This is a genomic window from Sphingopyxis sp. (genome assembly GCF_036261875.1).
Lineage (GTDB): Bacteria > Pseudomonadota > Alphaproteobacteria > Sphingomonadales > Sphingomonadaceae > Sphingopyxis.
In genome coordinates this window covers 35,608-60,329 of the sequence record NZ_DATAJZ010000013.1, presented here as the reverse complement: position 1 = coordinate 60,329, position 24,722 = coordinate 35,608, and the positions used below count along the sequence as shown (strand labels likewise).

General features: G+C 67.8%; 24 protein-coding genes. 17 read left to right on the top strand and 7 right to left on the bottom strand.

From position 1 onward, the window contains the following. The first annotated feature begins 4 nt into the window (after positions 1 to 4). The 9 genes from VHO04_RS07210 (at position 5) to VHO04_RS07170 (ending at position 6,147) form a co-directional block, all read left to right on the top strand. Complete coding sequence (locus VHO04_RS07210; RefSeq protein WP_329627683.1) at positions 5 to 466, top strand: SRPBCC domain-containing protein; 462 nt, start codon at positions 5 to 7, stop codon at positions 464 to 466. Positions 467 to 647: 181 nt separating this feature from the next. Further along, on the top strand, positions 648 to 1,433 hold the full coding sequence (locus VHO04_RS07205; protein WP_329627682.1) for an alpha/beta hydrolase: 786 nt from the start codon (positions 648 to 650) through the stop codon (positions 1,431 to 1,433). Positions 1,434 to 1,508: 75 nt separating this feature from the next. Continuing rightward, positions 1,509 to 1,820, top strand: a complete 312-nt coding sequence (locus tag VHO04_RS07200) for a PGPGW domain-containing protein (protein ID WP_329627681.1) — start codon at positions 1,509 to 1,511, stop codon at positions 1,818 to 1,820. Positions 1,821 to 1,921: 101 nt separating this feature from the next. Next, positions 1,922 to 2,056: a 50S ribosomal protein L34 gene (gene rpmH, locus VHO04_RS07195; protein WP_054586364.1), complete on the top strand. Its 135-nt coding sequence runs from the start codon at positions 1,922 to 1,924 to the stop codon at positions 2,054 to 2,056. A 41-nt stretch (positions 2,057 to 2,097) separates the two neighbouring features. Further along, positions 2,098 to 2,436: a ribonuclease P protein component gene (gene rnpA, locus VHO04_RS07190; protein ID WP_329627680.1), complete on the top strand. Its 339-nt coding sequence runs from the start codon at positions 2,098 to 2,100 to the stop codon at positions 2,434 to 2,436. Between the two features lie 111 nt (positions 2,437 to 2,547). After that, complete coding sequence (gene yidD / locus VHO04_RS07185) at positions 2,548 to 2,760, top strand: membrane protein insertion efficiency factor YidD (protein ID WP_067180668.1); 213 nt, start codon at positions 2,548 to 2,550, stop codon at positions 2,758 to 2,760. A gap of 44 nt (positions 2,761 to 2,804) precedes the next feature. Beyond that, entirely contained in the window at positions 2,805 to 4,544 is a 1,740-nt protein-coding gene (yidC, locus tag VHO04_RS07180; RefSeq protein WP_329627679.1) for a membrane protein insertase YidC, read from the top strand. A 106-nt stretch (positions 4,545 to 4,650) separates the two neighbouring features. Further along, positions 4,651 to 5,301 (top strand): ribosome biogenesis GTP-binding protein YihA/YsxC, encoded by a 651-nt coding sequence (gene yihA / locus VHO04_RS07175; protein ID WP_329627678.1) that lies wholly within the window; start codon positions 4,651 to 4,653, stop codon positions 5,299 to 5,301. A gap of 174 nt (positions 5,302 to 5,475) precedes the next feature. Beyond that, positions 5,476 to 6,147 carry a glutathione S-transferase family protein gene (locus VHO04_RS07170; RefSeq protein WP_329627677.1) on the top strand — a complete coding sequence of 224 codons (672 nt, stop codon included), beginning with the start codon at positions 5,476 to 5,478 and terminating at the stop codon, positions 6,145 to 6,147. A gap of 193 nt (positions 6,148 to 6,340) precedes the next feature. On the opposite strand, the gene VHO04_RS07165 is transcribed toward VHO04_RS07170, so the two are convergent. Then, on the bottom strand, positions 6,341 to 6,808 hold the full coding sequence (locus VHO04_RS07165) for a cupin domain-containing protein (protein ID WP_329627676.1): 468 nt from the start codon (positions 6,806 to 6,808) through the stop codon (positions 6,341 to 6,343). 95 nt (positions 6,809 to 6,903) lie between these two features. On the opposite strand from VHO04_RS07165, the gene dapE reads away from it, so the two are divergent. Further along, a complete protein-coding gene (dapE, locus tag VHO04_RS07160; RefSeq protein WP_329627675.1) occupies positions 6,904 to 8,040 on the top strand; it encodes a succinyl-diaminopimelate desuccinylase in 1,137 nt (378 codons plus the stop codon). A gap of 214 nt (positions 8,041 to 8,254) precedes the next feature. Here dapE and VHO04_RS07155 read toward each other — a convergent pair whose 3' ends face one another. Genes VHO04_RS07155 through VHO04_RS07145 form a run of 3 tightly spaced genes read right to left on the bottom strand, consistent with a single transcriptional unit; the run spans position 8,255 to position 10,843 of the window. Continuing rightward, entirely contained in the window at positions 8,255 to 8,827 is a 573-nt protein-coding gene (locus VHO04_RS07155) for a Smr/MutS family protein (protein ID WP_329627674.1), read from the bottom strand. 7 nt (positions 8,828 to 8,834) lie between these two features. Next, positions 8,835 to 10,163 (bottom strand): murein transglycosylase A, encoded by a 1,329-nt coding sequence (locus tag VHO04_RS07150; RefSeq protein ID WP_329627673.1) that lies wholly within the window; start codon positions 10,161 to 10,163, stop codon positions 8,835 to 8,837. A 5-nt stretch (positions 10,164 to 10,168) separates the two neighbouring features. Beyond that, positions 10,169 to 10,843, bottom strand: a complete 675-nt coding sequence (locus VHO04_RS07145) for a Tim44/TimA family putative adaptor protein (RefSeq protein ID WP_329627672.1) — start codon at positions 10,841 to 10,843, stop codon at positions 10,169 to 10,171. A 250-nt stretch (positions 10,844 to 11,093) separates the two neighbouring features. Here VHO04_RS07145 and secB point away from each other — a divergent pair, with 250 nt between their 5' ends. From secB to VHO04_RS07125, 4 genes are all read left to right on the top strand, one after another. Continuing rightward, on the top strand, positions 11,094 to 11,603 hold the full coding sequence (secB, locus tag VHO04_RS07140) for a protein-export chaperone SecB (protein WP_257549104.1): 510 nt from the start codon (positions 11,094 to 11,096) through the stop codon (positions 11,601 to 11,603). A 156-nt stretch (positions 11,604 to 11,759) separates the two neighbouring features. Next, positions 11,760 to 13,355, top strand: a complete 1,596-nt coding sequence (gene murJ / locus VHO04_RS07135) for a murein biosynthesis integral membrane protein MurJ (protein ID WP_329627671.1) — start codon at positions 11,760 to 11,762, stop codon at positions 13,353 to 13,355. A 3-nt stretch (positions 13,356 to 13,358) separates the two neighbouring features. Next, positions 13,359 to 14,366, top strand: a complete 1,008-nt coding sequence (gene trpS, locus VHO04_RS07130) for a tryptophan--tRNA ligase (RefSeq protein WP_329627670.1) — start codon at positions 13,359 to 13,361, stop codon at positions 14,364 to 14,366. 169 nt (positions 14,367 to 14,535) lie between these two features. Then, complete coding sequence (locus tag VHO04_RS07125; protein ID WP_329627669.1) at positions 14,536 to 15,222, top strand: DUF4136 domain-containing protein; 687 nt, start codon at positions 14,536 to 14,538, stop codon at positions 15,220 to 15,222. 454 nt (positions 15,223 to 15,676) lie between these two features. On the opposite strand, the gene VHO04_RS07120 is transcribed toward VHO04_RS07125, so the two are convergent. Genes VHO04_RS07120 through ung form a run of 3 tightly spaced genes read right to left on the bottom strand, consistent with a single transcriptional unit; the run spans position 15,677 to position 17,600 of the window. Further along, a complete protein-coding gene (locus tag VHO04_RS07120; RefSeq protein ID WP_329627668.1) occupies positions 15,677 to 16,135 on the bottom strand; it encodes a YaiI/YqxD family protein in 459 nt (152 codons plus the stop codon). Next, on the bottom strand, positions 16,132 to 16,890 hold the full coding sequence (locus VHO04_RS07115) for a sulfite exporter TauE/SafE family protein (protein WP_329627667.1): 759 nt from the start codon (positions 16,888 to 16,890) through the stop codon (positions 16,132 to 16,134). Before VHO04_RS07115 ends, VHO04_RS07120 begins: the two co-directional genes overlap by 4 nt. Beyond that, on the bottom strand, positions 16,887 to 17,600 hold the full coding sequence (ung, locus tag VHO04_RS07110; protein ID WP_329627666.1) for a uracil-DNA glycosylase: 714 nt from the start codon (positions 17,598 to 17,600) through the stop codon (positions 16,887 to 16,889). Before ung ends, VHO04_RS07115 begins: the two co-directional genes overlap by 4 nt. Positions 17,601 to 17,838: 238 nt before the next feature. Between ung and VHO04_RS07105 the strand changes: the two genes are divergently transcribed. The 3 genes from VHO04_RS07105 to VHO04_RS07095 all read left to right on the top strand — a co-directional run bounded on the left by VHO04_RS07105 (position 17,839) and on the right by VHO04_RS07095 (position 24,653). Further along, complete coding sequence (locus VHO04_RS07105; RefSeq protein ID WP_329627665.1) at positions 17,839 to 18,171, top strand: phosphoribosyl-ATP diphosphatase; 333 nt, start codon at positions 17,839 to 17,841, stop codon at positions 18,169 to 18,171. Between the two features lie 9 nt (positions 18,172 to 18,180). Then, the gene (locus VHO04_RS07100; protein WP_329627664.1) at positions 18,181 to 18,558 is read left to right on the top strand and encodes a histidine triad nucleotide-binding protein; all 378 of its coding nucleotides are present in this window, start codon (positions 18,181 to 18,183) and stop codon (positions 18,556 to 18,558) included. A 257-nt stretch (positions 18,559 to 18,815) separates the two neighbouring features. Further along, a complete protein-coding gene (locus VHO04_RS07095) occupies positions 18,816 to 24,653 on the top strand; it encodes an alpha-2-macroglobulin family protein (protein ID WP_329627663.1) in 5,838 nt (1,945 codons plus the stop codon). The last annotated feature ends 69 nt before the right edge of the window (positions 24,654 to 24,722 follow it).

Below are 24,722 nucleotides of genomic sequence, written 5' to 3'. Positions count from 1 at the left end.
AGCCATGAGCGAACCCCGCGAACTCTCGGTATCGACCTTCATCGCCGCGCCGCCGGGCAAGGTGTGGCAGGTGATGACCGACCGCATAGCCGAATGGTGGTGCCCGAAGCCCTGGACCGTCACGCTCGACGCGATCGACCTTCGTACCGGCGGCCGCTGCGCGATGACGATGCACGGGCCCGAGGGCGAGACGATGCCCAGTGACGGGATGTTCCTCGAAGTCGTGCCGGGCCGGCGATTCGTCACCACCGACGCGGTCGTCCGCGACGCGAGCGGCCGCCTCACCCCCGCCGGTCCCTTCATGATCGGCGGCTGGGAGATCGAGCCCGAAGCGGGCGGCACCCGCTTCACCGGCTGGGCGCGCCACTGGACCGACGAGGCGGTGAAAAGCCACGAGGAGATGGGCTTCACCCCCGGCTGGAGCGCGGTGGCCGAGCAGTTGAAGGCGCTCTGCGAGGCCGATTGAATGCCCATCCGTCATCCCGGCGAAGGCCGGGATCTCGCCCTATCGGAATAACGCTCCGGTGAGATCCCGGCCTTCGCCGGGATGGCGAGGATATTATAAACGCCGTCCCATATCGCGGTTAACGCCGCACTGACGCTGCCGCTTCGTCCTTTGGAAACCGCGCGCGCGCGAAGGCGGGCCCATGGTTTCACCGGCCGCCCTCGTCCGTACCCTTATCATCGCAGCTTTCGTGGCGCTGTTGGCGTTCGCCCCGGCCAGCGCCCAGCAGGTCGTGGTCACCACCACGGTGACGTGGACTTATGACACGGGCGACGACAGCGCCGACGCGGACGATGGCGACGTCATCGACGAAAGCGCCGCACTGCTCGCCGACGAGGGGCTCGCCGAAGACGCCGATCTCGGCGCGACGCGACGCTACGCCCCCTCGGCCACCCTCGCGACGCTCGGCCAGGCGAAGGCCCGCTTCGGTCCCTTCGCGGTCGTCGACGGCACGACGGTCCGCATGGCGGGCGACGTCACCTCGGCGACCCCGCGCCAGTTCGCGGCGATGCTCGCGGCCTTTCCCGGCCTCAAGCGGCTCGAGATGATCGACTGCCCCGGCAGCCTCGACGAGGAGGCCAATCTGATCCTCGCCCGCGCGGTCCGCCGCGCCGGGCTCGAAACGATCGTTCCGAGCGGCGGCTCGGTGCGGTCGGGCGCGGTCGAGCTCTGGCTCGCGGGCGCCGTCCGCCGCGCCGCGCCCGACGCCGAATTCGGCGTCCATAGCTGGGCCGACGAAACCGGCCGCGAAGCGAACGACTATCCCGCCGACGATCCGGTCCACGCCGAATATCTGGGCTATTACCGCGAAATGGGCATGGACGATGCGAAGGCCCGCGCCTTCTACGCGCTCACCAACGCGACGCCGTTCGACAATGTCCGCTATCTGACCCGCGCCGACATGGCCCGCTTCGTGACGCTGAACTGATCGTCGCCATTCCCCTGCGAAAGGCGACGTGTTTTAGGGTTGCAACTCACCCCGGCCTTTCCCACATCGCCTGCCATGACAGGGCGCAGCCTCTACCAGCGATTGCGATCGAACGCGCAGGTCCGCACCATGCTGTTCTGCGCCGGGGTGCTGCTGATCGTCGCCGGGGTAATCATCGCCCCGCTGCCCGGCCCCGGCTTCATCATCCTGTCCCCGCTCGGGCTGATGCTGGCCTTGCAGAACAGCGCCTGGGCGAAACGCCGCTATGTCCGCTTCAAGCGGCGCCATCCGCGCTACGGCGACTGGACCGACCGGGTGATGCGCCGCGTCAGCGCCGCCCGCCGCCGCGCCCGCGACCGGATCGGGGATATCCTCGATGACGATTGACTTTGTCCCGAATCCCGCTTATCCGCGCCCCCGACAGTGGCCGCCCACGCTTGGCGGCCCTTTTCTGTTGCAGCATTTGACGAGATCTAGGGAAAACCGCGATGAAGCGCACCTATCAACCGAGCCGCCTCGTGCGCAAGCGCCGTCACGGCTTCCGCGCCCGCAAGGCGACCGTCGGCGGCCGCAAGGTTCTGGCCAACCGCCGCGCGCAGGGCCGCAAGAAGCTGTCGGCCTAAGCGCCGACGCTTCGCCGCCGAGCCTGGAAGGATCTGGGCTGGTGCGAACACTTTCCAAACGCAGCGAATTTCTGGCCGCGAACCGCGGCCTTCGCTTTCCCATGCCCGGCTTCGTCCTGCTCGTCCGCCCGCGCGGCGACGATGACGCTGTGCCGGGCATCGGCTTTACCGTCAGCAAAAAGGTCGGAGGCGCCGTCACCCGCAACCGGATGAAGCGGCGCTTCCGCGAGCTGGCGCGCGCCGCGCTGCCCGAATCGGGAATCGCTGGCGCCGATCATGTGCTGATCGGCCGACCGGGCGGGAACGCCATCGCCTTTGCCGAACTGGCCGGCCATCTCGAATCGGCGCTGAAGCGCGCGGCGAAGAAGCTCGCGAAATGACCGGCTGTCCTACATTGCTTCACTGGCATAGGATTTTGGCATGAGCCCGTTCCCGCTCGTGTCGAACATGCGCATTGCGAGTGAAGTTGCGCTGTTTTGCGCGACTTTCGTATGATCGCCCGCCTGCTCATCCTGATCGCGCGCGGCTGGCAACTCGGCCCGTCGCGGATATTGCCGCCGACATGCCGCTACGCGCCGTCGTGCAGCGAATATGCGATCATCGCGCTGAAACGCCATGGTGCGATCAAGGGTGGCTGGCTGGCGACAAAGCGGCTATTGCGCTGCCACCCTTGGGGGGGCCATGGTTACGACCCGGTGCCGTAAGGCGTCCTTTCCCGACATTTTGAGACGAAGAGAGACCGAACAGCGTGGACGACAAGCGTAACTGGATCACGGCAATCTTGCTGTCGGCGGCCATCCTGCTCGGCTGGAACTTCGTCTCGCAGAAATTCTTGCCCACCCCGCCGAAGCCCGATGTGATGAAAACCGTCGCAGGCGCGGACGGGGCAGCGACCCCGGCGGCGCCCGCGCAACCCGGCACCCCGGCGGCACCGCACGCCGCCGCCCCGGCCACCCCGACGGTCGTGCCGCTCGAAACCGCGCTCGCCGCGGGCAATCGCATCGCGATCGAAACCCCGGCGCTGTCGGGCTCGATCAATCTTGTCGGCGCACGCATCGACGACATCACGCTCACCAAATATCGCCAGACGATCAAGAAGGATTCGCCCCCCGTCCGGCTCTTCGCCCCCGGCAACACCAAGGCCGCTTATTATGCGAGCGTCGGCTGGGCCGCGCAGCAGGGCGTCGAGGTTCCGGGCCCCGCAACCGTCTGGACCGCGAGCAGCGCGAAGCTCACTCCGACGACTCCGGTGACGCTGAGCTGGGCGAACGGCACCGGCCAGAGCTTTCGCATCGATTACAGCATCGATGCCGATTATCTGATCACCGCGAAGCAGACGATCGCCAACACCGGCGCCGCGCCGGTCAACGCGAGCAGCTTCGCGCTGATCGACCGCCTCGGCAAGCCGACCGACCCGCACGAGCAGAGCAGTTGGACGAATCACATCGGCCCGACCGGCTACCTCGACGGCAAGTCGGTGTTCGACGTCGACTACAAGCACCTCGATAAGGGCGAAGCGTTCAAATATGGCGCGGCGGGCTGGCTTGGCTTCACCGACAAATATTGGCTCGCCGCCGTCATCCCGGCTAAGGACGAGCGCGTCACCGCGTCGATCACCGCGCCTGCGGCGGACACGTACCAGACGCTCTTCGCGCGCCCCTTCGCGGCGGTCGCGCCGGGCAAGCAGGTCACGACGACCAGCCGCATCTTCGCCGGCGCGAAGGAGGTCAGCACCCTGTCGGCCTATCAGGACGCGGGCATCCCGCGCCTGTCGAACGCGATCGACTGGGGCTGGTTCGAATTCTTCGAAAAGCCGATCTTCAAGCTGCTCGACTGGCTGTTCCAGCAGGTCGGCAATTTCGGCGTCGCGATCATGCTGCTGACGGTGATCATCCGCGCGCTGATGTTCCCGGTCGCGCAGCGCCAGTTCCATTCGATGGCGCAGATGCGCCTCGTCCAGCCCAAGATGAAGGCGCTGCAGGAACGCTACAAGGACGACAAGCAGCGCCAGCAACAGGAGCTCATGAAGCTCTACAAGGACGAGAAGATCAATCCGCTCGCGGGTTGCCTGCCGATCGTCCTCCAGATTCCGATCTTTTATGCGCTCTACAAGGTGCTGATGCTGACGATCGAAATGCGCCACCAGCCCTTCGCGCTGTGGATCAGGGATTTGTCGGCGCCCGACCCGGCGCATTTCCTCAACCTGTTCGGCCTCCTGAACTTCACGCCGCCGTCGCTGCTCGCCCTCGGGCCGCTCGCGCTGATCCTCGGCGTCACCATGTTCCTGCAGTTCCGCCTCAATCCGCAGGCGACCGACCCGGTGCAGCAGCAGGTGTTCAAGATCATGCCGTGGCTGTTCATGTTCATCATGGCGCCCTTCGCGGCGGGCCTGCTGCTCTACTGGATCACGAACAACTGCCTGTCGATCGCGCAGCAGCAGTTCATGTACCGCAAGTTCCCGCAGCTTCGCGCGGCGCCGGTAAAATAGAGCCGTCGTCATCGGCGTGTGTCCCCGCGAAGGCGGGGGCCCATCTCCGGTGGCTTCGGACTTAGACAACAGGAGATGGGCCCCTGCCTTCGCAGGGGCACGCGCCATGACTGAATCGCTCGAAACCGACCCCACGCTCCCCGAACGCGCGCGCAAGCTGTTCGCGGGCCCGATCGTCTTCCTGAAATCGGCCCCCGCGCTCCAGCACCTGCCCGCGCCTTCAGTGCCCGAGATCGCCTTCGCGGGCCGTTCGAACGTCGGCAAATCGTCGCTGCTCAACGCGCTGACGAACCGGAACGGGCTCGCGCGCACCTCGGTCACGCCGGGGCGGACGCAGGAGCTCAACTATTTCGACGTCGGCGCGCCCCTGGTGTTCCGGCTCGTCGACATGCCCGGCTATGGCTTCGCCAAGGCGCCGAAGGACGTCGTCAAGAAATGGCGCTTCCTGGTGAACGACTATCTGCGCGGCCGGCAGGTGCTCAAGCGCACGCTGGTGCTGATCGACGGCCGCCACGGCATCAAGGACGTCGACCGCGAGGTGCTCGAAATGCTCGACACCGCGGCGGTCAGCTATCGCCTCGTGCTCACCAAGGCCGACAAGATCAAGGCAAGCGACCTCGCCGCCGTCCAGGCCGCGACCGAGGCCGAGGCGCGCAAGCACCCCGCCGCGCACCCCGAGGTGATCGCGACGAGCAGCGAAAAAGGCCTCGGAATCGCCGAGCTGCGCGCCGCGGTGCTGGAGGCGGTTGAGTCGTAATTCCCCCCTCCCGCTTGCGGGAGGGGAGTTGCGGGTCGAATGTGCCCGCAGCACATTCTTGGCCAGCCGGGGGCTGGCCAACCCGCGACTGGGAGGGCATGTTAAGGGGATTCCGGGCCGAAACAGGCCCTCCCCTCGCCCCTCCCGCAAGCGGGAGGGAAAACCGGAGAGCGCATGAAACTGTTCATCGGCAACAAGGCCTATTCGAGCTGGAGCCTGCGCGGCTGGCTCGCGGCCCGGCACAGCGCCCTGCCCTTCGAGGAAGTCGCCGTCCCGCTCTATGACGAGGACTGGTCGAACCGCCGCGAGGGCGACGAGTTCGCGCCGTCGGGCGGCAAGGTGCCGATCCTGTGGGACGGCGCCGACACCGTCGTCTGGGACAGCCTGGCGATCGTCGACTATCTCAACGAAAAGACCGGCGGCACCCGCGGCTATTGGCCCGAGGATATGGCGGCGCGGGCGATGGCGCGCTCGATGGCGGCCGAAATGCATTCGAGCTTCGCCGCGCTCCGCCGCGATTGCAGCATGAACATCCGCCGCATCTATCCCGCCGCCGAGCTCGCGCCCGATGTCCAGGCCGACGTCATCCGCATCATGCAGATCTGGGCCGAGGCGCGCGCGCGCTTCGGCGGCGAGGGCGATTATCTGTTCGGCGACTGGTCGGCGGCCGACATGATGTTCGCGCCCGTCGTCACCCGCTTCATCACCTACTCGATCCCGCTCCCCCGCTTCGCCATTCCCTATTGCCAGGCGGTGGTCAGCCACCCGCACATGCAGGAATGGATCGGCGGCGCGCAGGCCGAGGAGTGGGTGATCGAAGCGTTCGAGGGCCCGGCCGAGGGTTGAGCCGGACGGCGGCGGCAGACCGGTTGCGGACTGAGCAGCATCGTCACCCCGGACTTGATCCGGGGTCCCGCTATTTGGAGAAGCGGGCCGGTGCCTTCAAAGAAGCGGGATCCCGGGTCAGGCCCGGGATGACGGAAGTGGGATGGCGCGGCGAAAGACTTCCGCTCCAAAGCCGCCACATCCTCGCACCGGCCTACGGAAGCCGCGTCGTCGGATAAGGCGTGCCGTCCTTGTGAAAATAGCCGTCGGGCGTGAACAGCATGTCGATGTCCGAATAGCCGCCGCCGGTGTCGTATTTCTTGCCGCCGCCCAGCGCCACGAACACGCAGTCGGCATCCGATTCGTTGACCAGATGATGGCCGTTGGTGCTCCCCTTCGGCCACACCGCGATATCGCCGGGGCGCATCGGCCAGCGCCCGTCATCCTCGATCAGCACCGCTTCGCCCGCGATCATCACCAGCATCTCGTCCTCGCCGTCGTGCCAGTGGCGCTGCGACGACCAGGCGCCGGGTTTCAGCACGACGTGGCTCGCCGCGAAATCGCCGAGGCCCGCGGGCGGCGCGAGGCGGCGATACCAGCGCCCCTGCACGGGCGCGTCATAGGGCGCGGGATAGCCGGTGGCGTTGGTCTGCGGAATGGCGTCGAGGTCGAGCTTGGGCATCGGGCAATCCCTTCTTTGTTCTTCCTTTGTTTCGCACACTATCGCCGCGATGCAAAGCCTCGACTTGAGCGCGCGCGACGGGGTAAGGGAGCGGCATGACCCATGCTGTCGACCCCGTCGCCCTCGCTCAGGCGCTGATCGCCGCGCCGAGCATCTCGCCCGCCACCGGCGCCGTGTTCGACGTGCTGGAGGCGGCGCTGATCCCGCTCGGCTTCACGGTCGAGCGCTTCATCGACGGGATCGAGCCCGACGGGCCGGTCGAGAACTTGCTCGCGGTGCGGATGGGCAAGGGGCCAGTGCATTTCGGCTTTGCCGGGCATCTCGACGTCGTGCCGCCGGGCGTCGGCTGGACGAGCGACGCCTTCGCGCCCGAGGTTCGCGGCGAGCTGCTCTACGGCCGCGGCGCGGTCGACATGAAGGGCGCGATCGCCGCTTTCGTCGCGGCCGCCGCCGCGACGCCGCCCGAAGCGGGAACGATCAGCCTGATCGTCACCGGCGACGAGGAAGGCCCCGCGATCTTCGGCACCCGCGCGCTCATGGAGCATATGGACGCGCGCGGGGTGAAGCCCGACATGATCCTCGTCGGCGAACCAACGTCGGCGAACAGGCTCGGCGACATGGTGAAGATCGGACGGCGCGGGTCGGTCAACATCTGGATCGACGTGCCGGGGACGCAGGGCCACGTCGCCTATCCGCACCTTGCCGACAATCCGATCCCCAAGCTGGTGAAGATATTGGCCGCGATCGACGCGGTCAGCCTCGACGCCGGGACCGACTGGTTCCAGCCGTCGAACATCGAATTCACCGATATCGAGGTCGGCAACGGCGCGACCAACGTCATCCCCGCCTCGGCGCGCGCGCGGCTGTCGATCCGCTTCAGCGACCAGCATCGCGGCGCCGACCTCGTCGCGATGGTCGAGCGGCTGGCGCGTGACGTCGAGCCCGAAGCGAAGGTGCTCGGCAAGATTTCAGGCGAAGCCTTCCTCACCCCGCCGGGCGACCTGTCGGAGCTGGTCGCCGAGGCGATCCACGCCGAAACCGACCTTCGCCCCGAATTGTCGACGACCGGCGGCACCTCCGACGCGCGTTTCCTCCACGCGCTCTGCCCGGTGGTCGAGTTCGGGCTGCCCAATGCGACGATGCACAAGCTCGACGAGGCGGTCGCGGTCGACGACCTGCACAAGCTGACCGCCATCTATCGCGGAATATTGATGCGCGCGTTGCTCGATTGAATTTATCTCACGCAAAGGCGCGAAGAAGAAAGGGAGATATCTCACACAAAGACACAAAGAGGGCAGCCCATGCAAGTGCCGTTGTTATTGGGATTGCGCGAAGCGCCTTCTTTATTGTGGCCTGCGGCGACAAACCGCTGCCTATGGTTAGCGCAACCTCTTTGTGTCTTTGTGTGAGTCTTTCTTCTTCGCGCCTTTGCGCCTTTGCGTGAGATTATTCCTCGCGCGCCCGGCGCAGGATGACATAGACCGCGCCGCCGCCGCCATGACTGATATGCGCCGGGCGCAGCGCGACGATCCGGTCGGCATGGGGCGATATCGACAGCCAGTCGGGCAGCGAGGCGCGGATCGCGCCGCGCGGGCGGGGGTCGCCATGCATCTGCGGCAGGCGGTCGGCGCCCGGCCGCAGCCGTCCCGCGACCACCAGCAGCACCCGCGCACCGCGCAGCAGCGCGCGGCCGATCGCCTCGTCGAGCAGCGCCTGCGCCGACGCCAGCGTATGGCCGTGAAGATCGATGCTCATGTCAGGGCGCACGAGTCCCTTGCGCAGCCGCCGGTCCCAATGACCGTCGAGCGTGCTGCTCGCCCAGGTCCGGCGCGGCGGCGGCAGCGGTGACGAAGGACGCGGCGCGGCGGCAGGTGCGGCCGCGCGCACGACCGTCTTGGGCGGCTTGATCGTCGGCGGCGCCTTGGGGTCGAGCGGCGCCGGTCGCTTCGCCAGCGGAGCGACGGTTGCCGCGACCTTCTTCCACAGCGCGGCTTCGTCGGGATCGAGTCGCCGCGGCACGTGGGCCTCAGCGCGCCGTGAGCCGCGCGACGCTTGCGCGCGGCAGCAGCAGCAGCGCCGAGCCGCGCGCCGCCATGCCGCCGGCGATGGCGCGCGCGGCCTCGCCTGCGCCCCAGAAGCTGTCGAAGCGGTTCGCACCCTTGATCGCGCCGCCGGTGTCCTGCGCGATCCAGAGGCCGTTCGGCTCGGCGCGGTCGAGCGAGAGGAAGACCGGCGCGCCGAGCGGCACATATTTGGGATCGGCGGCGACGCTCGCGCGGCCGGTGACGGGAACGCCCAGCGCGCCGAGCGGACCGGGGCCGGTCAGTTCGCGGAAGAAGACCCAGCTCGGATTTTCGTTCATCACCGCCGCGCCGCGCACGGGGTCGGCGCGCAGATAGTCGAGGATGCCCTGCATCGACGCCTGCCCCGGCTGAAGTTCGCCGCGATCGAGCAGCAGCTTGCCGATGCCGACATAATCGCGGCCGTTCTGCGTGTCATAGCCGATACGCATGACGCTGCCGTCGGGCAGGCGAAGCCGTCCCGAGCCCTGCACCTGAAGAAAGAAGAATTCGGCCGCGTCGGCCGCCCAGGCGATTTCGAGTCCGCGCCCCGCGAGCGCGCCGCTCTCGATCGTCGCGCGGTCGTAATAGGGCACGAAATTGCTGCCGTCGACGCGGCCGCGGATCTTCTTGCCCTGCAATTCCTTCGAGAACAGCCGGAGGTCGACGTCGACCAAATCGGCGGGCCGGCGATAAATGGGGACGTCATAGCCCGGGCGCTTGTCGCGCGAAGCCGCGATCTCGGGCTCGTAATATCCGGTGACGAACGCCGTGCCCGCGCCGACCTGCACCGTCCCGAAATAACGGCTGAAGAAATTGCTCGCGTCGCGATCGGCCCAGCCCGGCGCAGCGCTGCAGCTTTCGGCCCATTCGCCGTTCCGGGTGAGGCCGCTCGCATCGGTGCGGCGGAGCAACGACGGGCAGCTCAGCCGGAACGCCTTGAGCGCGGCGGTCGCTTGGTCGGCCGCGACGCCGAGTTCGTTATACTCGGGACCGGCAAGGACCCCGGCCTCGGCGGCGGTGGTCGCGGTGGCGGGCGGCGCGGGCGCCGGCAGCGGCGGATTGGGGGTCGCCGGAATCGGCTTCGCCGCCGCGCTCGTGGGCGCCGATGGGCGCGGCGTATAGGAGGGCGTGCCCGACGACGGCGTGGGGGCCGGCGCAGGTCGGGTCGTGACAGGACGGCTTCCCGCCTCGGGAATTACCGAGGCACAGCCCGACAATAACGGCAGGATGGCAAAAATCGCGAATCCGCAAGCCCGAGCCCGCGGCGCGCCCGCCGTCGCGACCCCCCGCATGGAGGTCAGGCGGCTTCGACTTCGTCGAGCAACCAGTTGGGATCGCTGCTGCCGATCTGGCGGCGGAAGGTCCAGAGATCGTCGGCCTGCGCCGCGTCGCTCATCGAGCCCGCGATCATCTTGCCCTCGGCATCGCGGGTCACCGCGCTGATGTCGGCCTGATAGCGCACCGTGATCCGCGCCTCGCGGCGGCTGAGCTCGACCGCGGTGATCTTCGCCGAATCGATGCCGACCAGGCGGTTGTCGAGCTTTTCGCCGCGCGCGTCGCGCGCCTCGATCGCTTCGACGAAACCTTCGTAGCTGTCGTCGTCGCAGAGGTCGCGCAGCGTCTCGCGGTCGCCCGCCCAGAAGGCCTCCAGGATCATGCGATACGCCGCCTCGGCGCCCTCCATGAAGCGGCCGGCGTCGAAATGGCGGTCGGCGGCGAGCAACTGGCGAAGGCCGGCCTCGGCCGCGGGTTCATAGACGAGCCCGGCACCGCTGGCACCGGCGGCGGGAAGCGCCGCGGGCGCCTCGCCCTCGTCGAGGCGAACCGGAGCGGGCGAGGCCGCCGCGCGTTCGTCACGCCGCGGCAGAACGGGTTCCTGCTCGTGCCCGGTCCGCTTGCCGAGCACCGAATAGAGCCGCATACCCAGAAAGGCAGCGATCATGGCGAGCAGGACGATCGAAAAAGCAGTCACAGGCAGAATCCGATTATTACGGGAAAGTCTATCCGGCCGATATATAGGCGATCCATGGCCATGTTTCAAACCACCATGGCCCCGGCGGCGCGGCGGGTCAACGATGGTCAACGATTCCGGGCGTCCCGGGCGGCGCGCGGCGCCCATTGTGCTGTTCCGCCGCCGCTGCTAAGCGCCGCCGCAACCTTCCGTCTCTGGGCCGTCCCCGGGCGGACCCTGTCCTTGTATTTCCAACGAAAGCGTTACGATCATGGCTGACGAGACCGGCACCGACATCAATCCCGCCCCGCAGGCGAATGGCGAAGACACCGCGCCCGCGATCGGCCTGATCTCGCAATATGTGAAGGACCTGTCGTTCGAGAATCCGAACGCCCCCGCCGCCTACCAGTGGCAATCGGCGCCACAGATCGACGTCCAGTTCAACATCGGCGCCGACAATGTCGGCGAGAATCTCTATGAAGTATCGCTGAAGATCGACATCAGCTCGAAGTCCGACGAGGGCACGATGTTCGTCGTCGACCTGAAATATGCCGGGCTGTTCGGGGTCCGCAACGTCCCCGACGACCAGCTTCAGCCCTTCTTCCTCGCCGAAGCGCCGCGCATCCTCTTCCCCTTCGCGCGCCGTGTCGTCGCCGACGTCGTCCGCGACGGCGGCTTCCCGCCGCTGCTCCTCGAACCGATCGATTTCCACGGTCTGTTCATGCAGCAGGCGCAAGCGCAGGGCGACGTTGGCGAGATGGCGCCGGTCGGCCAGGCCTGATCTGATCATTCGGGCGATCATGCTTCAATCCCCTCCTCCTCAGGGGAGGGCAGCGAGACTTGGCAGCTTGCTGCCTGGTCGCCGCGAGTGGGGTCTTCGAGCCTCGCGCTACGCCGCTGGCCCCCACCCCTCTCCTAAAGGGGAGGCGCTTAAGAGATGACCAGCCTCGTCAAGAGCGTCGGGACGATCGGCGGGCTGACGATGGTCAGCCGCCTGTTCGGTTTCGTGCGCGACATGCTGCTCGCCCGCGTGCTCGGCGCCGGGCTCGCGGCCGACGCTTTCCAGCTCGCCTTCACCCTGCCCAACACCTTCCGCCGCCTGTTCGCAGAGGGCGCCTTCTCGGTCGCCTTCGTGCCGATGTACAGCCGCGCGCTGCATGGCGAAGGGGATGAGGAAGCCGCGGCGCGATTCGCCGACGACGTGCTCTCGGTCTTCCTCTGGGTCCTGCTCGCCTTTTCGGCGGTGATGATGATCGCGATGCCGGGGATCGTCTGGATTCTCGCGCGCGATTTCCAGAACGTGCCGGGCAAGTTCGACTTCGCGGTGTTCCTGAGCCGGGTGACCTTCCCCTATCTCGCGCTGATCAGCCTCGTCGCGATGCTGTCGGGGCTGCTCAACGCGCGCTCGCGCTTCGCACCCGGGGCGTTCGCGCCGGTGCTGCTCAACATCCTGCTGATCGGCGGCATCATCACCGGCTGGTGGCTGCGCGGGCCCGGCGGCGACGACCGGATCGTCGCCGAAGCGCTCGCCGTTTCGGTCAGCCTCGCCGGAATCGCCCAGCTCGCCTATCTCTGGTGGTCGGTGCGCCGGGCCGGACTGGCCTTGCGCTTCCGCTTCCCCAAATTCACCCCCGAGGTGAAACGGCTGGGGATGCTGATCCTGCCCGCGACCTTCGGCGCCGGCATCTATCAGGTCAGCCAGTTCGTCGACACCTTCTTCGCGACCTCGCTGCCGCAGGGATCGCTGACTCTGCTCAAGCTCGCCGACCGGCTGAACCAGCTTCCGCTCGGCATCGTCGGCATCGCGCTCGGCACCGCGATCCTGCCGATGCTGTCGCGCCATATCCACGGCGGCGACGCCGCCGAGGCGCAGCGGCTGCAGGCCAACGCGTTCGAGATGGCGACGCTGCTGACGCTGCCCGCCGCCGCCGCGCTCGCCATCTGCGCGCCCGCCTTCGTCACCGCCTTCTTCGTCGGCGGCAAGTTCACCGGCGCCGACGGCGCGACGATGGCGCATATCGTCGTCGCGCTCGTCGCGGGGCTGCCCGCCTATGTCATCGTCAAGATCTTGAACCCCGGCTTCTTCGCGCGCGAGGATACGCGGACCCCGGTGTGGACGGCGCTCGCGTCGCTGATCGTCAATATCGCGATCAACCTCTATGTCGTCGAACGCTTCGGGATCGTCGGGCTCGCGGGCGCGACCGCGGTCTCGGCGAGCCTCAACTGCCTGCTGCTCTATGGCATATTGCACCGCCGCGGCTGGTTTCATTTCACCGCGAAGCTCGCGGGACGGATCGCGCGCCAGCTCGTCGCGGTCGCCGCGATGGCAGCGCTGCTGTGGTGGATGATGCCGCTGATGCAGCCTTGGTACGGCGGCAATGTCGTGCAGCGCGTCGGCGCGCTCGCCGCGCTGTGCGGCGCGGGAGGCGCGGTCTTCTTTGCCGCGGCCTTCGTCACCGGCGCGCTTGACAAGGATCTGCTCGCCATGCTGACGCGGCGCCGCCGCAACGGTGCGGCAAAAGTTCAGGAGTAAGACATGCGGACGCTATCGGGCATCCAGCCCACCGGAAATTTGCACCTCGGCAATTATCTGGGCGCGATCCGCAACTGGGTGCGGATGCAGGACGAGATGGAGGGCGACAAGCTCTATTTCCTCGCCGACCTCCACGCGATTTCGATGCCGCACGTTCCGGCCGAGCTGACCGCCAACACCCGCGCGATGACCGCCGCGCTCGTCGCCTGCGGGATCGACACCGACCGCTCGCTGCTCTTCAATCAGGCGCGCGTCCCCGCGCACGCCGAACTGCAATGGCTCCTCAACGGCACCGCGCGGCTCGGCTGGCTCAACCGGATGACGCAGTTCAAGGACAAGTCGGGCAAGAATCGCGAAAGCGCCTCGGCGGCACTCTACACTTACCCGGTGCTGCAGGCAGCCGACGTGCTGCTCTATCAGACGACGCACGTCCCGGTGGGCGAGGACCAGAAGCAGCATCTCGAACTCGCGCGCGACGTCGCGCAGAAGTTCAACAACGACTATGCCAGCGAGGACAAGCCGGTCTTTACGCTGCCCGAACCGATCATCCCGGCCGGTATGGCGCGGATCATGAGCCTGCGCGACGGCACGGCGAAAATGTCCAAGTCCGATCCGTCGGACATGAGCCGCATCAACCTGACCGACGACGCCGACACGATGATGCAGAAGGTCAAGAAGGCGAAGACCGATCCCGAAGTGCTGCCGTCCGAGGCCGCCGGGCTGGAGAGCCGCCCCGAGGCGCGCAATCTCGTCGGCATCTATGCCGCGCTCGCCGACACCAGCGTCGATGCGGTGCTGCGCGACCATGCGGGGCAGGGGTTCGGCGCGTTCAAGCCCGCGCTCGGCGCGCTGCTGATCGAAACGCTCGGTCCGATCAACGCGCGCTTCGTCGCGCTGAAGGACGACACCGCGGCGCTCGACGCCATTCTCGAGAAGGGCGCGGAAAAGGCGCGCGTCCTCGCGAAGCCGACGCTCGATGCCGCTTATGCCGCGCTGGGGCTCTGCCGCTAAGCAAGCCGCTTTTGCCAAAGGAAATTCTTGTTTATCGGCGGCGCTTCCCCATATTGGGGCGAGGTGCCGTCGTGCGGCGAAGCGAGTTCAACCAAGGTTAAGTCGCATCGGCGTAGTCATGTTATAAACGGCGCATTATGCGCGCCCGTCCGAATCACGGAGCAAGAGCATGAGCAAGATGATTTCCCGGCGGCTCGGTCTGGCCGCCATCGCGGGCGCGGCGCTGGCGCTGGCCGGCTGCGCGACCCCCTTCAAAGCCGATGTCGCGCGCTTCCAGACGCAGCTTCCGGCGCCGCAGGGCCAGAGCTTCGCGATCGAGGCGAGCAACCCTGCGCTGCAGGGCGGCATCGAGTTCGGCCAATATGCCAATCTCGTCGCGGGCGAACTCACCCGCTACGGCTATCGCCCCGCCGCCAATGGCGAGCATCCCGACATGGTCGTCCGCATGGACTATGGCGTCGACAAGGGGCGTGAGCGCGTCGTGTCGTCGCCTGGCTTCGGCGATCCCTGGTACGGCGGTTTCGGCCCCTCCTATTACCGCCCGGTGATCGTCCGCGGGCCGCGCGGGCGCCGTTATGTCTACGGCTGGCGCGATCCCTTCCTGTGGGGCGGCTTCGGTCCCGGCTGGGGCTATAACGACGTGTCGAGCTACACCGTCTATACGAGCGGCCTCAATCTGCAGATCAGCCGCGCTTCCGACGGCTATCGCCTGTTCGAGGGCCATGCCGAGGCGCAGTCGCGCGACAATAATCTGCAGGCGCTGGTCCCGAACCTCGTCGAGGCGATGTTCACCGGCTTCCCCGGCAATTCGGGCGAACGCGTCCGCATCACCGTGGCGCCGCCCGAAAAGGGCTGATCCGACGTCCAACGCAGGACCCGCCCTTCGAAAGAGGGCGGGTCTTTTTTTGGGAGGCGATGGCGGCTTTCGGGCGAAAGCGGGCATAGGTAAGGATCCTACTCTCTCCCCTTGAGGGAGAGATACGAAGGCTTGGTAGCTTGCTGCCTAGCCGAAGTTGAGAGGGGGTTTTGCGTCCGCTGGCGTCGCCCCCTCTCCAAGCTTCGCTAGCTCCCAAGGGAGCAAGCTGCGCTATCCTCTCCCTCAAGGGGAGAGGAGGCTGCGCCCCCTCCCCACCCCAAAACCGACGTGTCGCCAACACCCGCAATTAGTGCCCTCCCGCCGGGGTCGCGTCAGGCGGGAGGGCTGGCTCCGCACTGGCGTGGTGGGCCGGCGCGGAACGGTTCGTCTTCGACACCTTCCCTAAGCCGCCGCTACCCGTGGCGCCGTGATCCGTGTCACTGGCGCGATATTTTCAGGCCTCGCGCTTCAGCCGCACCAGCGCCGCATCGAGCGCCTGCAGGAATTGCGACCGGTCGGCCTTGGAAAAGGGCGGCGGCCCGCCGATTCCGTCGCTCATCCCCGCGCGCAAATCGGCCATGATCGCGCGCGTCGCGATCGCGGGGCCGATCGACGCCGCGGTGAAGGGCTTGCCCGTCGGCGCGAGCACCGTCGCGCCCGCCTTCAGCGCGCGGTCGGCGAGCAATATGTCGGCCGTGACCACGACGCTGTGCGCATTCGCCGCCTCGGCGATCCAGTCGTCGGCGGCGTCGAAGCCGTCCGACACCAGAATACGCTCGATCAAGGGATGATCGGGAACGCGCAGCCGGCTGTTGCTGACGATCTTCACCGGCACCGCGTGCCGCCACGCGACGCGATAGACCTCGTCCTTCACCGGACAGGCATCGGCATCGACCAGAATCGCGACGTTCATCCGCGCACCCCGTCCCAGAGCAGCTTGGCGCCGAGCAGCACCATCAGGACATAGACGATGACATAGAAACGCGCCGGGTCCATCCGCTTCAGCCAGCGCACCGTGATCAGGGTCGAAACGATCGCCAGCGGCATCAGCAGCAGCGCCGCGACCACCACCTCATGCGGAAAGGCGCCGAGCGCGAGATAGGCGGGCACCTTCATCCAGTTGACAAGTCCGAACAGGATCGCGCTCGTCCCGATGAAGCTCAGATGCGGCAGCTTGCGCGGCGTCACCCACATCTGGAACGGCGGCCCGCCCGCGTGCGCGATCTGGCTGGTGAAGCCCATGACGCCGCCGAAGATCGTGCCGACCCACCCCGGCGAGGTCGAGGCGGCGACGACGCGCCCGCCACGCTCGACCCACAGGCGATAAAGGCCGAACGCCAGCGTAATCGCGCCGAGCGCCGCCATCAACTGCGCCTCGTCCACGCGCTCGGCATAAAACCATCCCGCCGCGACGCCGATCGCGGCGCCGGGAAGCATCCAGCCGATGATCCAGCCGTCCCATGTATGGCGGAACGACCAGACGCTGATCACGTCCTGCACGATCAGGACCGGCAGCAGCAGCGCCGCGGCGGTCGCGGGCGGCAGCACCAACGCGGCGAGCGGCGTCGCGAGCGAACCGACCCCGGCGAGCCCGCCCTTCGCCATGCCGAGCAGGATCACCGCGACGATCAGCACCGCCAGCGTCAGCGGGTCGGACAGCAGGCTCATGCCGCGGCGATGTCGGGCGTCTCAGGCAATCGCCAGTCGATCGTCCCGCGGCCATGCGCCTCCAGAAAGGCATTCGCCTGGCTGAACGGCTTCGATCCGAAAAAACCGTTATGCGCCGACAGTGGCGAGGGGTGCGGCGCGCGCAGGATCAGATGCGGGCTGCCCGGTCCCAGTCCCGGCACGTTCGCCGCCTTGCGCTGCGCATGGCTGCCCCACAGGATGAAGACCTTGGGCGCGGGATCGGCCGCGACCGCCGCGACCGCGGCGTCGGTGAATTTCTCCCACCCCTTGCCCTGATGCGACGCCGCCATTCCCGCCTCGACCGTCAGGCAATTGTTGAGCAGCAGCACGCCCTGTTCGGCCCAATGCTTCAAAAACCCGTGCCGCGCGGGCGGGATGCCGAGGTCGCTCTGCATCTCCTTGTAGATGTTGACGAGGCTCGGCGGCGTCCGCACCCCCGGCTGGACCGAGAAGCAGAGCCCGTGCGCCTGCCCCGGCCCGTGATAGGGGTCCTGCCCCAATATGACGACGCGCACGTCCTGCGGCGGCGTCGCGTCGAGCGCCGCGAACCAGTCGCGCGGGCGCGGATAGATCGCCTTTCCTTTCGCGCGCTCGCCGGCAAGGAAGGTCTTGAGCGCCGCCATATAGGGCTGCTCGAACTCGCCGCCGATGTGCGCGAGCCAGTCGGGATGCAATTTGACCTCGGCCATGCGCGCCCTTTGACCGGAGCCGCCCACCCTTGTCCAGCCATCTTGTCCAGCGCCTTTCCCGCCGCTAGGCCGGGAATCGTGACGCCATGGGTCAAATCGACATCGTCTCCCTTCCGTTCGTGTCGAGCGAAGTCGAGACACCCATCGGCGTAGCGCAAGGTCGATGGGTGTCTCGACTTCGCTCGACACGAACGGGAAGATGGGGGATTCAGGGCAATGCTCCATGAAAGGACAGGTGATGGCAGGTGACATCGGCGAAACGCTGACCGCACTCGAAGCGGTGGTGAACGACCGCCTCGCCGCAGGTGACGGCGCGACCTCCTATGTCGCTAGCCTCGCCGCGAAAGGCCGCGGCAAGATCGCGCAGAAGCTCGGCGAGGAAGCGACCGAGACGATCATCGCCGCGCTGACCGAGGACGATGCCGCGCTGACCGGCGAGGCGGCCGACCTCGTCTTTCACCTCACCGTGCTGCTCGCCGAGCGCGGCCTCGGCTGGGACACCGTCGCCGCCGAACTCGCCCGCCGCCACGGCACCTCGGGCCACGCCGAAAAAGCCAGCCGCACCCAATAGGAGCCACCCATGCCGATCGACGCGACGCTTCCCTATGACGATAGCAACATCTTCGCACGCATCCTGCGCGGCGAGCTGCCGTCGAAGACCGTCTATGAGGACGACTATGCCCTCGCCTTCCACGACATCAATCCGCAGGCGCCGCTGCATATCCTCGTGATCCCCAAAGGCCCCTATGTGAGCTGGGACGATTTTTCGGAGCGCGGCAGCGATGCCGAGATCGCGGGCTTCGTCCGCGCGGTCGGCAAGGTCGCGCGCGACCAGGGCCTCGTCGTGCCGGGCTATCGCCTGCTCGCCAACGTCGGCCCCGACAGCCACCAGGAAGTCCCCCACCTTCATGTCCATATCTTCGCGGGGCAGCCGCTGGGACCGATGCTCGTCAAATAAGCTGACGGTAACATCCCCTCTTTCGTCACCCCGGACTTGATCCGGGGTCCCGCTTTCACCGTCGCTGAGCGGGACCCCGGATCAAGTCCGGGGTGATGAGGTGGATATAGCGCCGCAAGATGATTCCCGATCTGTCTATGATCCCCGTCACAGCCTTTTCGCCGGTTGCGGTTAACCGTGTGCACCGTGCGGCGACGGGTGGACAGAGGTCCCTGTTTCCAGCAGGATAGGTCTGGGCTCACCGGGGAGACGACGCAATGGCAACGGGATGGCAGGCGCTGGCGAAGGCTTTTGCCGGCAAGGCGCGACTCGCGCTGATGATTCCGCTCGCTGCCGCGCTTGTCGCGGCCGGCGGCGACACCGTCCCGCAAGTCACGCTCGCGACTCCCGGCTCAGCGGGCACCGGCGACGGCACGATCAGCCGCTTCACGCTGCGCTTTTCGGAGGACATGGTGCCGCTCGGCGATCCCCGCGCCAAGGCCCCCGCGACCCACGACTGCAAGGTGCCCGCCGACGGCCGCTGGGTCGACACGCGCACCTGGGTGCTCGAATTCGAAAAATCGCTCCCCGGCGGCATGAGCTGCCACGTCGACTTGCGCGACGGCCTCACCACCGCGCGCGGCGTGAACGTCGTCGGCAACAGCCGGTTCGAGATCGACACCGGCGGCCCCTCGGCGCGCGCGGTGCTCGCGGGCAATGGCTATGGCGACATCGAGGAGGAGCAGGTCTTCCTCGTCGCCACCAACGTCGCCGCCGACCGCGCCTCGGTCGGCCGCTTCGCCTATTGCGCGGTCGACGGCATCGGCGAGAAGATTCCCGTCGATGTGCTGAAACCCGAAACCGCCGCGACGATCCTCGACGGCATCGGCGACCAATGGTCGGCGCAAAGCTTCACCCAGGACGCCGGCCTGCCGCTGCGCCTGCCCGCCGCGGGCGCCGACCGCGATGCGGCGCTGGCGCGCGTCGTCCCGGTCAAGTGCCGCCGCCCGCTGCCCCCCGGACGCGAGATGGCGCTCGTCTGGGACGCGCGCATTTCGCAGGCCGGGGTGCCGGGCCGCACCGCGGGCCGCGACCAGCGTTTCGACTATGACGTCCGCCCGGCCTTCACCGCGAAAATGTCGTGCAGCCGCGTCAATCCGCAGGCGGGCTGCAACCCGCTGAAACCCGTCAACCTCAGCTTCGCCGCGCCGGTCGCGCGCGATGTCGCGCTCGCGGCGACGCTGCGCACCGCCGACGGCAAGACCATCGCCGCGAAGATCGACGACGACGACAAGAACGACGCCTTCCTCGAACGCGTCCATTTCGACGGCCCGCTGCCGCAGAATGTCGACGCGACGCTGATCCTCCCCGCAGACATCAGCGACCAGAGCGGCCGCCGCTTGCAGAACCAGTCGAACTTCCCGCTGAAATTCCACATCGACAGCGCCCCGCCGATCGTCAAATTCGCCGCCGAATTCGGCATTCTCGAAGCGTCGGAGGGCGGCGTCCTGCCCGTCACCGTGCGCGGGGTCGAGGCGTCGCTGGTGCAGGCGAACCTCAAGATGCCCGCGACCGCGCTCCGCGTCGGCGACGACGATGCCGCGATCGCGCGCTGGCTGAAGCGCGTCGCCGATGCCGACGACACCGACTATCGCGAGGAAAAGGACCGCAGTGGCAAGGACGTCACCGTCAACTACACCGGCACGAAATCGGTGTTCGAGGATGCCCCCGCCGGCGGCGAACGCCGCAATCTGACGCTTGCCCCGCCCGCCGGCGGCAAGGAATTCGAGGTCGTCGGCATTCCGCTCGCCGAAAAGGGCTTCCACGTCGTTGAGATCGCCAGCCCCGAACTCGGCGCCAAATTGCTCGGCCGCAAGGCGACGCGCTATGTCGCGACCGCCGCGCTCGTCACCAATATGGCGGTGCATTTCAAATGGGGCCGCGAAAGCTCGCTCGCCTGGGTGACGTCGCTCGACACCGGGCTTCCCGTCGCGGGCGCCGAGGTCCGCGTCACCGACAGCTGCACCGGCCGCCTGCTCGCGCGCGGCACCGCCGACAAGGCCGGCCGCCTCGCCTTCCCCAGCGGCCTGCCGCAGCCCGAGACCTATGCGAGCTGCGAGGACGACCCCGACCCCGCGAACAGCGAGGGCCATGCGCTGATGGTCAGCGCGCGCTCGGGCGACGATTTCAGCTTCACGCTGACCGACTGGGGCGACGGCATCCGCCCCTATGACTTCGACCTTCCTTACGGTTGGTCGGAGCGCACCGACATCCTCCACACGCTGTTCGACCGCGCGCTCGTCAAGGCGGGCGAGACGGTCCATATGAAGCATATCCTGCGCCGTCCCGTCGGCACCGGCTTCACGACGCCCCAGCCGATGGCGGGCAAGCTCCGCCTCGTCCACCGTGGATCGGACACCGAGTTCGAAATGCCGTTCAGCATCGACGCGGGCGGCAGCGGCGAGACGACATGGAACGTCCCCGCCTCGGCCCCCATGGGCGACTATGAGTTGGTGTTCGTCACGAAAGACAAGGACGGCAAGGACAAGAACATCTGGTCGAACCAGTCGGTGCGCGTCGACGAATATCGCCTGCCGACGATGAAGGCGACCGTCACCGGCCCGAAGGAATCGCTCGTCCGCCCGGCGCAGGTGCCGCTTTCGCTGTTCGTCGGCTATCTGTCGGGTGGCCCGGCGCCGAACCTGCCGGTCGAGCTCCGCTCGACCTTCCGCGCCGCATGGACCGCTCCGCAAGATTATCGCGACTGGGATTTCGACGGCCAGCCGGTCAAGGAAGGCGTGATCCAGCTCGACGACAGCGGCGAGGAGCCCGAGGCCGACATGCCGCTCGCGCGCTCGGTGCCGCTCACTCTCGGCGCCGACGGCACCGCGACGACCCATATCGTCGTCGACCAGCCGATCGTCGAGCCGACCCAGATGGCGGTCGAAATGGATTATGAAGATGCGAACGGCGAGACTTTGACTTCCAGCCGCCGCATCACCCTTTACCCTTCCGCGGTCCGTCTCGGGCTCAAGACCGACGGCTGGCTGATGCGCGACAACGACCTGCGCCTCAAATTCGTCGCGCTCGATCTGAACGGCAAGCCGATCAGCGGCCAGCGCGTCCAGGTCGCGCTCTACAACCGCGAGATCATCACCGCGCGGCGGCGCCTGATCGGCGGTTTCTACGCCTATGACAATCAGATGCGCACGACCCGGCTCGCGACGACGTGCAGCGCGACGACCGACAAGCTCGGCCGCGCAAGCTGCGCGATGGCGCCCGGCGTATCGGGCGAGGTGACCGTCGTCGCGACCACGCAGGACGAGGACGGCAACGAGGCGCGCGCGGTGCGCTCGGTCTGGCTCGCGGGCGACAACGACTGGTGGTTCGGCGGCGACAATGGCGACCGCATGGACGTCATCCCCGAACAGCCGCGCTACAAGGCAGGCGACATCGCGAGCTTCCAGGTCCGTATGCCCTTCCGCGAAGCGACCGCGCTCGTCACCATCGAGCGCGAGGGCGTGCTCTCCAGCTTCGTCGTGCCGCTGAAGGGCACCGACCCGGTCGTCAAGGTCAAGCTGCCCGCCACTTACGCCCCCGACGTCTATGTCTCGGTGATGGCGGTGCGCGGCCGCGTGACCGGCGAGGAAAGCTGGTTCCGCAAGATGAAGCGCGCAGTCGGCTTCCAGATCGAGAACAGCGAAGGGGCGCCCCCGACCGCGCTCGTCGACCTCGCCAAGCCGAGCTACCGTCTCGGCATCGCGCGGATCAAGGTCGGCTGGGAAGGCCATCAGCTCGGCGTCAAGGTCAAGGCCGACAGGGAGAAATATGCGATCCGCGAGACCGCCAAAGTCGGCATCGAGGTCAAGACCCCCGGCGGCAAGGCCCCGGCAAACGCCGACGTCGCCTTCGTCGCGGTCGATGAGGCGCTGCTTCAGCTCGCGCCCAACGAAAGCTGGAAGCTGATCGACGCGATGATGGGCGAGCGCACGCTCGACGTCCTCACCTCGACCGCGCAGATGCAGGTCGTCGGCAAGCGGCATTACGGCCGCAAGGCGCTCGAACCCGGCGGCGGGGGCGGCGGCGACCTTTCGGGCCTGACGCGCGAGGATTTCAAGCCTGTGCTGCTGTGGCAAGGCCGCGTCCCGCTCGACTCCAAGGGTCGCGCGACGGTCGACGTCCCGCTCAGCGACAATCTCTCCGCCTTCCGCCTCGTCGCGATCGCAACCGACGGATCGCAATATTTCGGGACCGGCGAGACGAGCGTGCGCACCGTGCAGGATCTCGGCGTCTTCGCGAGCCTCCCCGATCTCGTCCGCACCGGCGACGCCTATGACGCGCGCTTCACGCTCCGCAACGGCACCGACAAGGAGATGACGGTGACCGCGACGGCAACGCTGTCGCCCGCGGTCGCGACCGCGCCGCCGCTCACCGTGACGATCCCGGCGGGCGGCGCGGTGCCGATCAGCTGGCAGATGATCGCGCCCGAGGCCACCGGCCCGATCCAGTGGACCGTCGACGCGGCGTCGAAGGACGGCAAGGCGCGCGACCGCCTGACCTTCGACCAGAGCGTCGAGCCCGCCGTGCCGGTCGAGACTTGGGCCGCGAGCCTGTTCCGCGTCGGCCCCAACGCCACGCTGCCGATCGCCATCCCGGCGGGCGCGCTGCCCGGCGGCTATGTCGACGTCGCGCTCGCGGGTACGCTCGCGCCGCCGCTGGCCGGGGTGCGCGACTATATGGCGATCTATCCCTATAACTGCTTCGAGCAGTCGACCTCGCGCGCCGTCGCGCTTGGCGATGTCGGGCGATGGCAGGCGCTCGTCGGGGCGATGCCGACCTATCTCGATGACGACGGGCTGCTCCGTTACTGGCCGAACGACCGGATGGAGGGCTCGCCCGAGCTCACCGCCTATGTCCTCGCGATCACCGCGGCGAACGGCTTCGCGATCCCCGAGGCGCCCAAGGCGAAGATGGTCAAGGCGCTGCAGGCGGTGATCGAGGGACGGCTGACCCGCAAGGGATACGGTCCCTACGACATCCGCCCGGTCCGCATCGCGGCGCTCGCGGCGCTTGCGCGCAACAATGCGGCGAGCCCGCAGCTCGTCGCGGCGATCGACATGGTGCCGGTCGATATGGCGACCGGCACCCTCGCCGACTGGCTCGTCGCGATCGAGCGCACCCCCGGCGTCCGCAACGCCGTCGCGCTGCGCACCGCGGCCGAGGCCGAGCTGCGCAAGCGCCTCGTCTACGAAGGCACGCGCCTCGACCTCGTCGACGATGCCAAGGCGCCGTGGTGGATGATGACCAGCGGCGACGAAATGGCGATCAAGGCGCTCGAAGCCGTGCTCGGCCGCAAGGGCTGGGAGGATGACGCCGGCAAGCTGATGGTCGGCGTCGCGCAGCGCCAGCGCAAGGGCCATTGGGACACCACCCCGGCCAATGCGTGGGGCGCGGTCACCGTCCGCCGCTTCGCCGAACTTTATCCGGCGAGTGCGATCACCGGCGTCACCAACATCAGCCTCGCGGGCGCCACCGCCTCGCAAAGCTGGCCGCTCCCGGCCGAAACGCCCTCGCCGCTGCGCGTCGCGCTCACCGCGGCGACGATGAGCCTCAGCCACGAAGGCAGCGGCGCCCCATGGGCGACGGTCAGCGTGAAGGCAGCGGTGCCGCTCAAGGAACCCCTCAACGCGGGCTATCGCATCAAGCGCTTGGTCAGCATCGTCAAGGCGGCCGACCCGGCCCACCTGACGCGCGGCGACGTGATCAAGGTGCGGATCGAAGTCACCGCCGCCGCGGGCCGCACCTGGGTCATCGTCAACGACCCGATCCCGCCGGGCGCGACGATCGTCGGCAACCTCGGCGGCCAGTCGGAAATGCTGGCCGAGCAGGCAAGCGGATCGAACTGGCAACCAAGCTATGTCGAGCGCGGCAAGGATAGCTGGCGCGGCTATTACGGCTGGATGCCCGCGGGCACCCACGCGGTCGAATATGTCGTGCGGTTGAACGGCTCGGGCCGCTTCACCCTGCCCCCGACGCGCGTCGAGGCGATGTACTCGCCCGCGATCCGCGGCCAGTGGCCCAATGCGCCGGTGACGGTGGCAGCGGCGGCGCGGTGATGGCTATCCGCCCTCTCTTTCTCCGTTCGTGTCGAGCGAAGTCGAGACACCCCAAAGGCGTGCACGACC

Coding starts and splice junctions, on each gene's coding strand:
- VHO04_RS07095 (WP_329627663.1), top strand. CDS start 18,816: ATGGCAACGGGATGGCAGGCGCTGGCGAAGGCTTTTGCCGGCAAGGCG.
- VHO04_RS07200 (WP_329627681.1), top strand. CDS start 1,509: ATGACAGGGCGCAGCCTCTACCAGCGATTGCGATCGAACGCGCAGGTC.
- rpmH (WP_054586364.1), top strand. CDS start 1,922: ATGAAGCGCACCTATCAACCGAGCCGCCTCGTGCGCAAGCGCCGTCAC.
- ung (WP_329627666.1), bottom strand. CDS start 17,600: ATGGCCGAGGTCAAATTGCATCCCGACTGGCTCGCGCACATCGGCGGC.
- VHO04_RS07205 (WP_329627682.1), top strand. CDS start 648: ATGGTTTCACCGGCCGCCCTCGTCCGTACCCTTATCATCGCAGCTTTC.
- VHO04_RS07120 (WP_329627668.1), bottom strand. CDS start 16,135: ATGAACGTCGCGATTCTGGTCGATGCCGATGCCTGTCCGGTGAAGGAC.
- VHO04_RS07115 (WP_329627667.1), bottom strand. CDS start 16,890: ATGAGCCTGCTGTCCGACCCGCTGACGCTGGCGGTGCTGATCGTCGCG.
- yihA (WP_329627678.1), top strand. CDS start 4,651: ATGACTGAATCGCTCGAAACCGACCCCACGCTCCCCGAACGCGCGCGC.
- VHO04_RS07100 (WP_329627664.1), top strand. CDS start 18,181: ATGCCGATCGACGCGACGCTTCCCTATGACGATAGCAACATCTTCGCA.
- dapE (WP_329627675.1), top strand. CDS start 6,904: ATGACCCATGCTGTCGACCCCGTCGCCCTCGCTCAGGCGCTGATCGCC.
- VHO04_RS07170 (WP_329627677.1), top strand. CDS start 5,476: ATGAAACTGTTCATCGGCAACAAGGCCTATTCGAGCTGGAGCCTGCGC.
- murJ (WP_329627671.1), top strand. CDS start 11,760: ATGACCAGCCTCGTCAAGAGCGTCGGGACGATCGGCGGGCTGACGATG.
- VHO04_RS07165 (WP_329627676.1), bottom strand. CDS start 6,808: ATGCCCAAGCTCGACCTCGACGCCATTCCGCAGACCAACGCCACCGGC.
- yidD (WP_067180668.1), top strand. CDS start 2,548: ATGATCGCCCGCCTGCTCATCCTGATCGCGCGCGGCTGGCAACTCGGC.
- VHO04_RS07150 (WP_329627673.1), bottom strand. CDS start 10,163: ATGCGGGGGGTCGCGACGGCGGGCGCGCCGCGGGCTCGGGCTTGCGGA.
- VHO04_RS07125 (WP_329627669.1), top strand. CDS start 14,536: ATGAGCAAGATGATTTCCCGGCGGCTCGGTCTGGCCGCCATCGCGGGC.
- VHO04_RS07105 (WP_329627665.1), top strand. CDS start 17,839: ATGGCAGGTGACATCGGCGAAACGCTGACCGCACTCGAAGCGGTGGTG.
- VHO04_RS07210 (WP_329627683.1), top strand. CDS start 5: ATGAGCGAACCCCGCGAACTCTCGGTATCGACCTTCATCGCCGCGCCG.
- secB (WP_257549104.1), top strand. CDS start 11,094: ATGGCTGACGAGACCGGCACCGACATCAATCCCGCCCCGCAGGCGAAT.
- trpS (WP_329627670.1), top strand. CDS start 13,359: ATGCGGACGCTATCGGGCATCCAGCCCACCGGAAATTTGCACCTCGGC.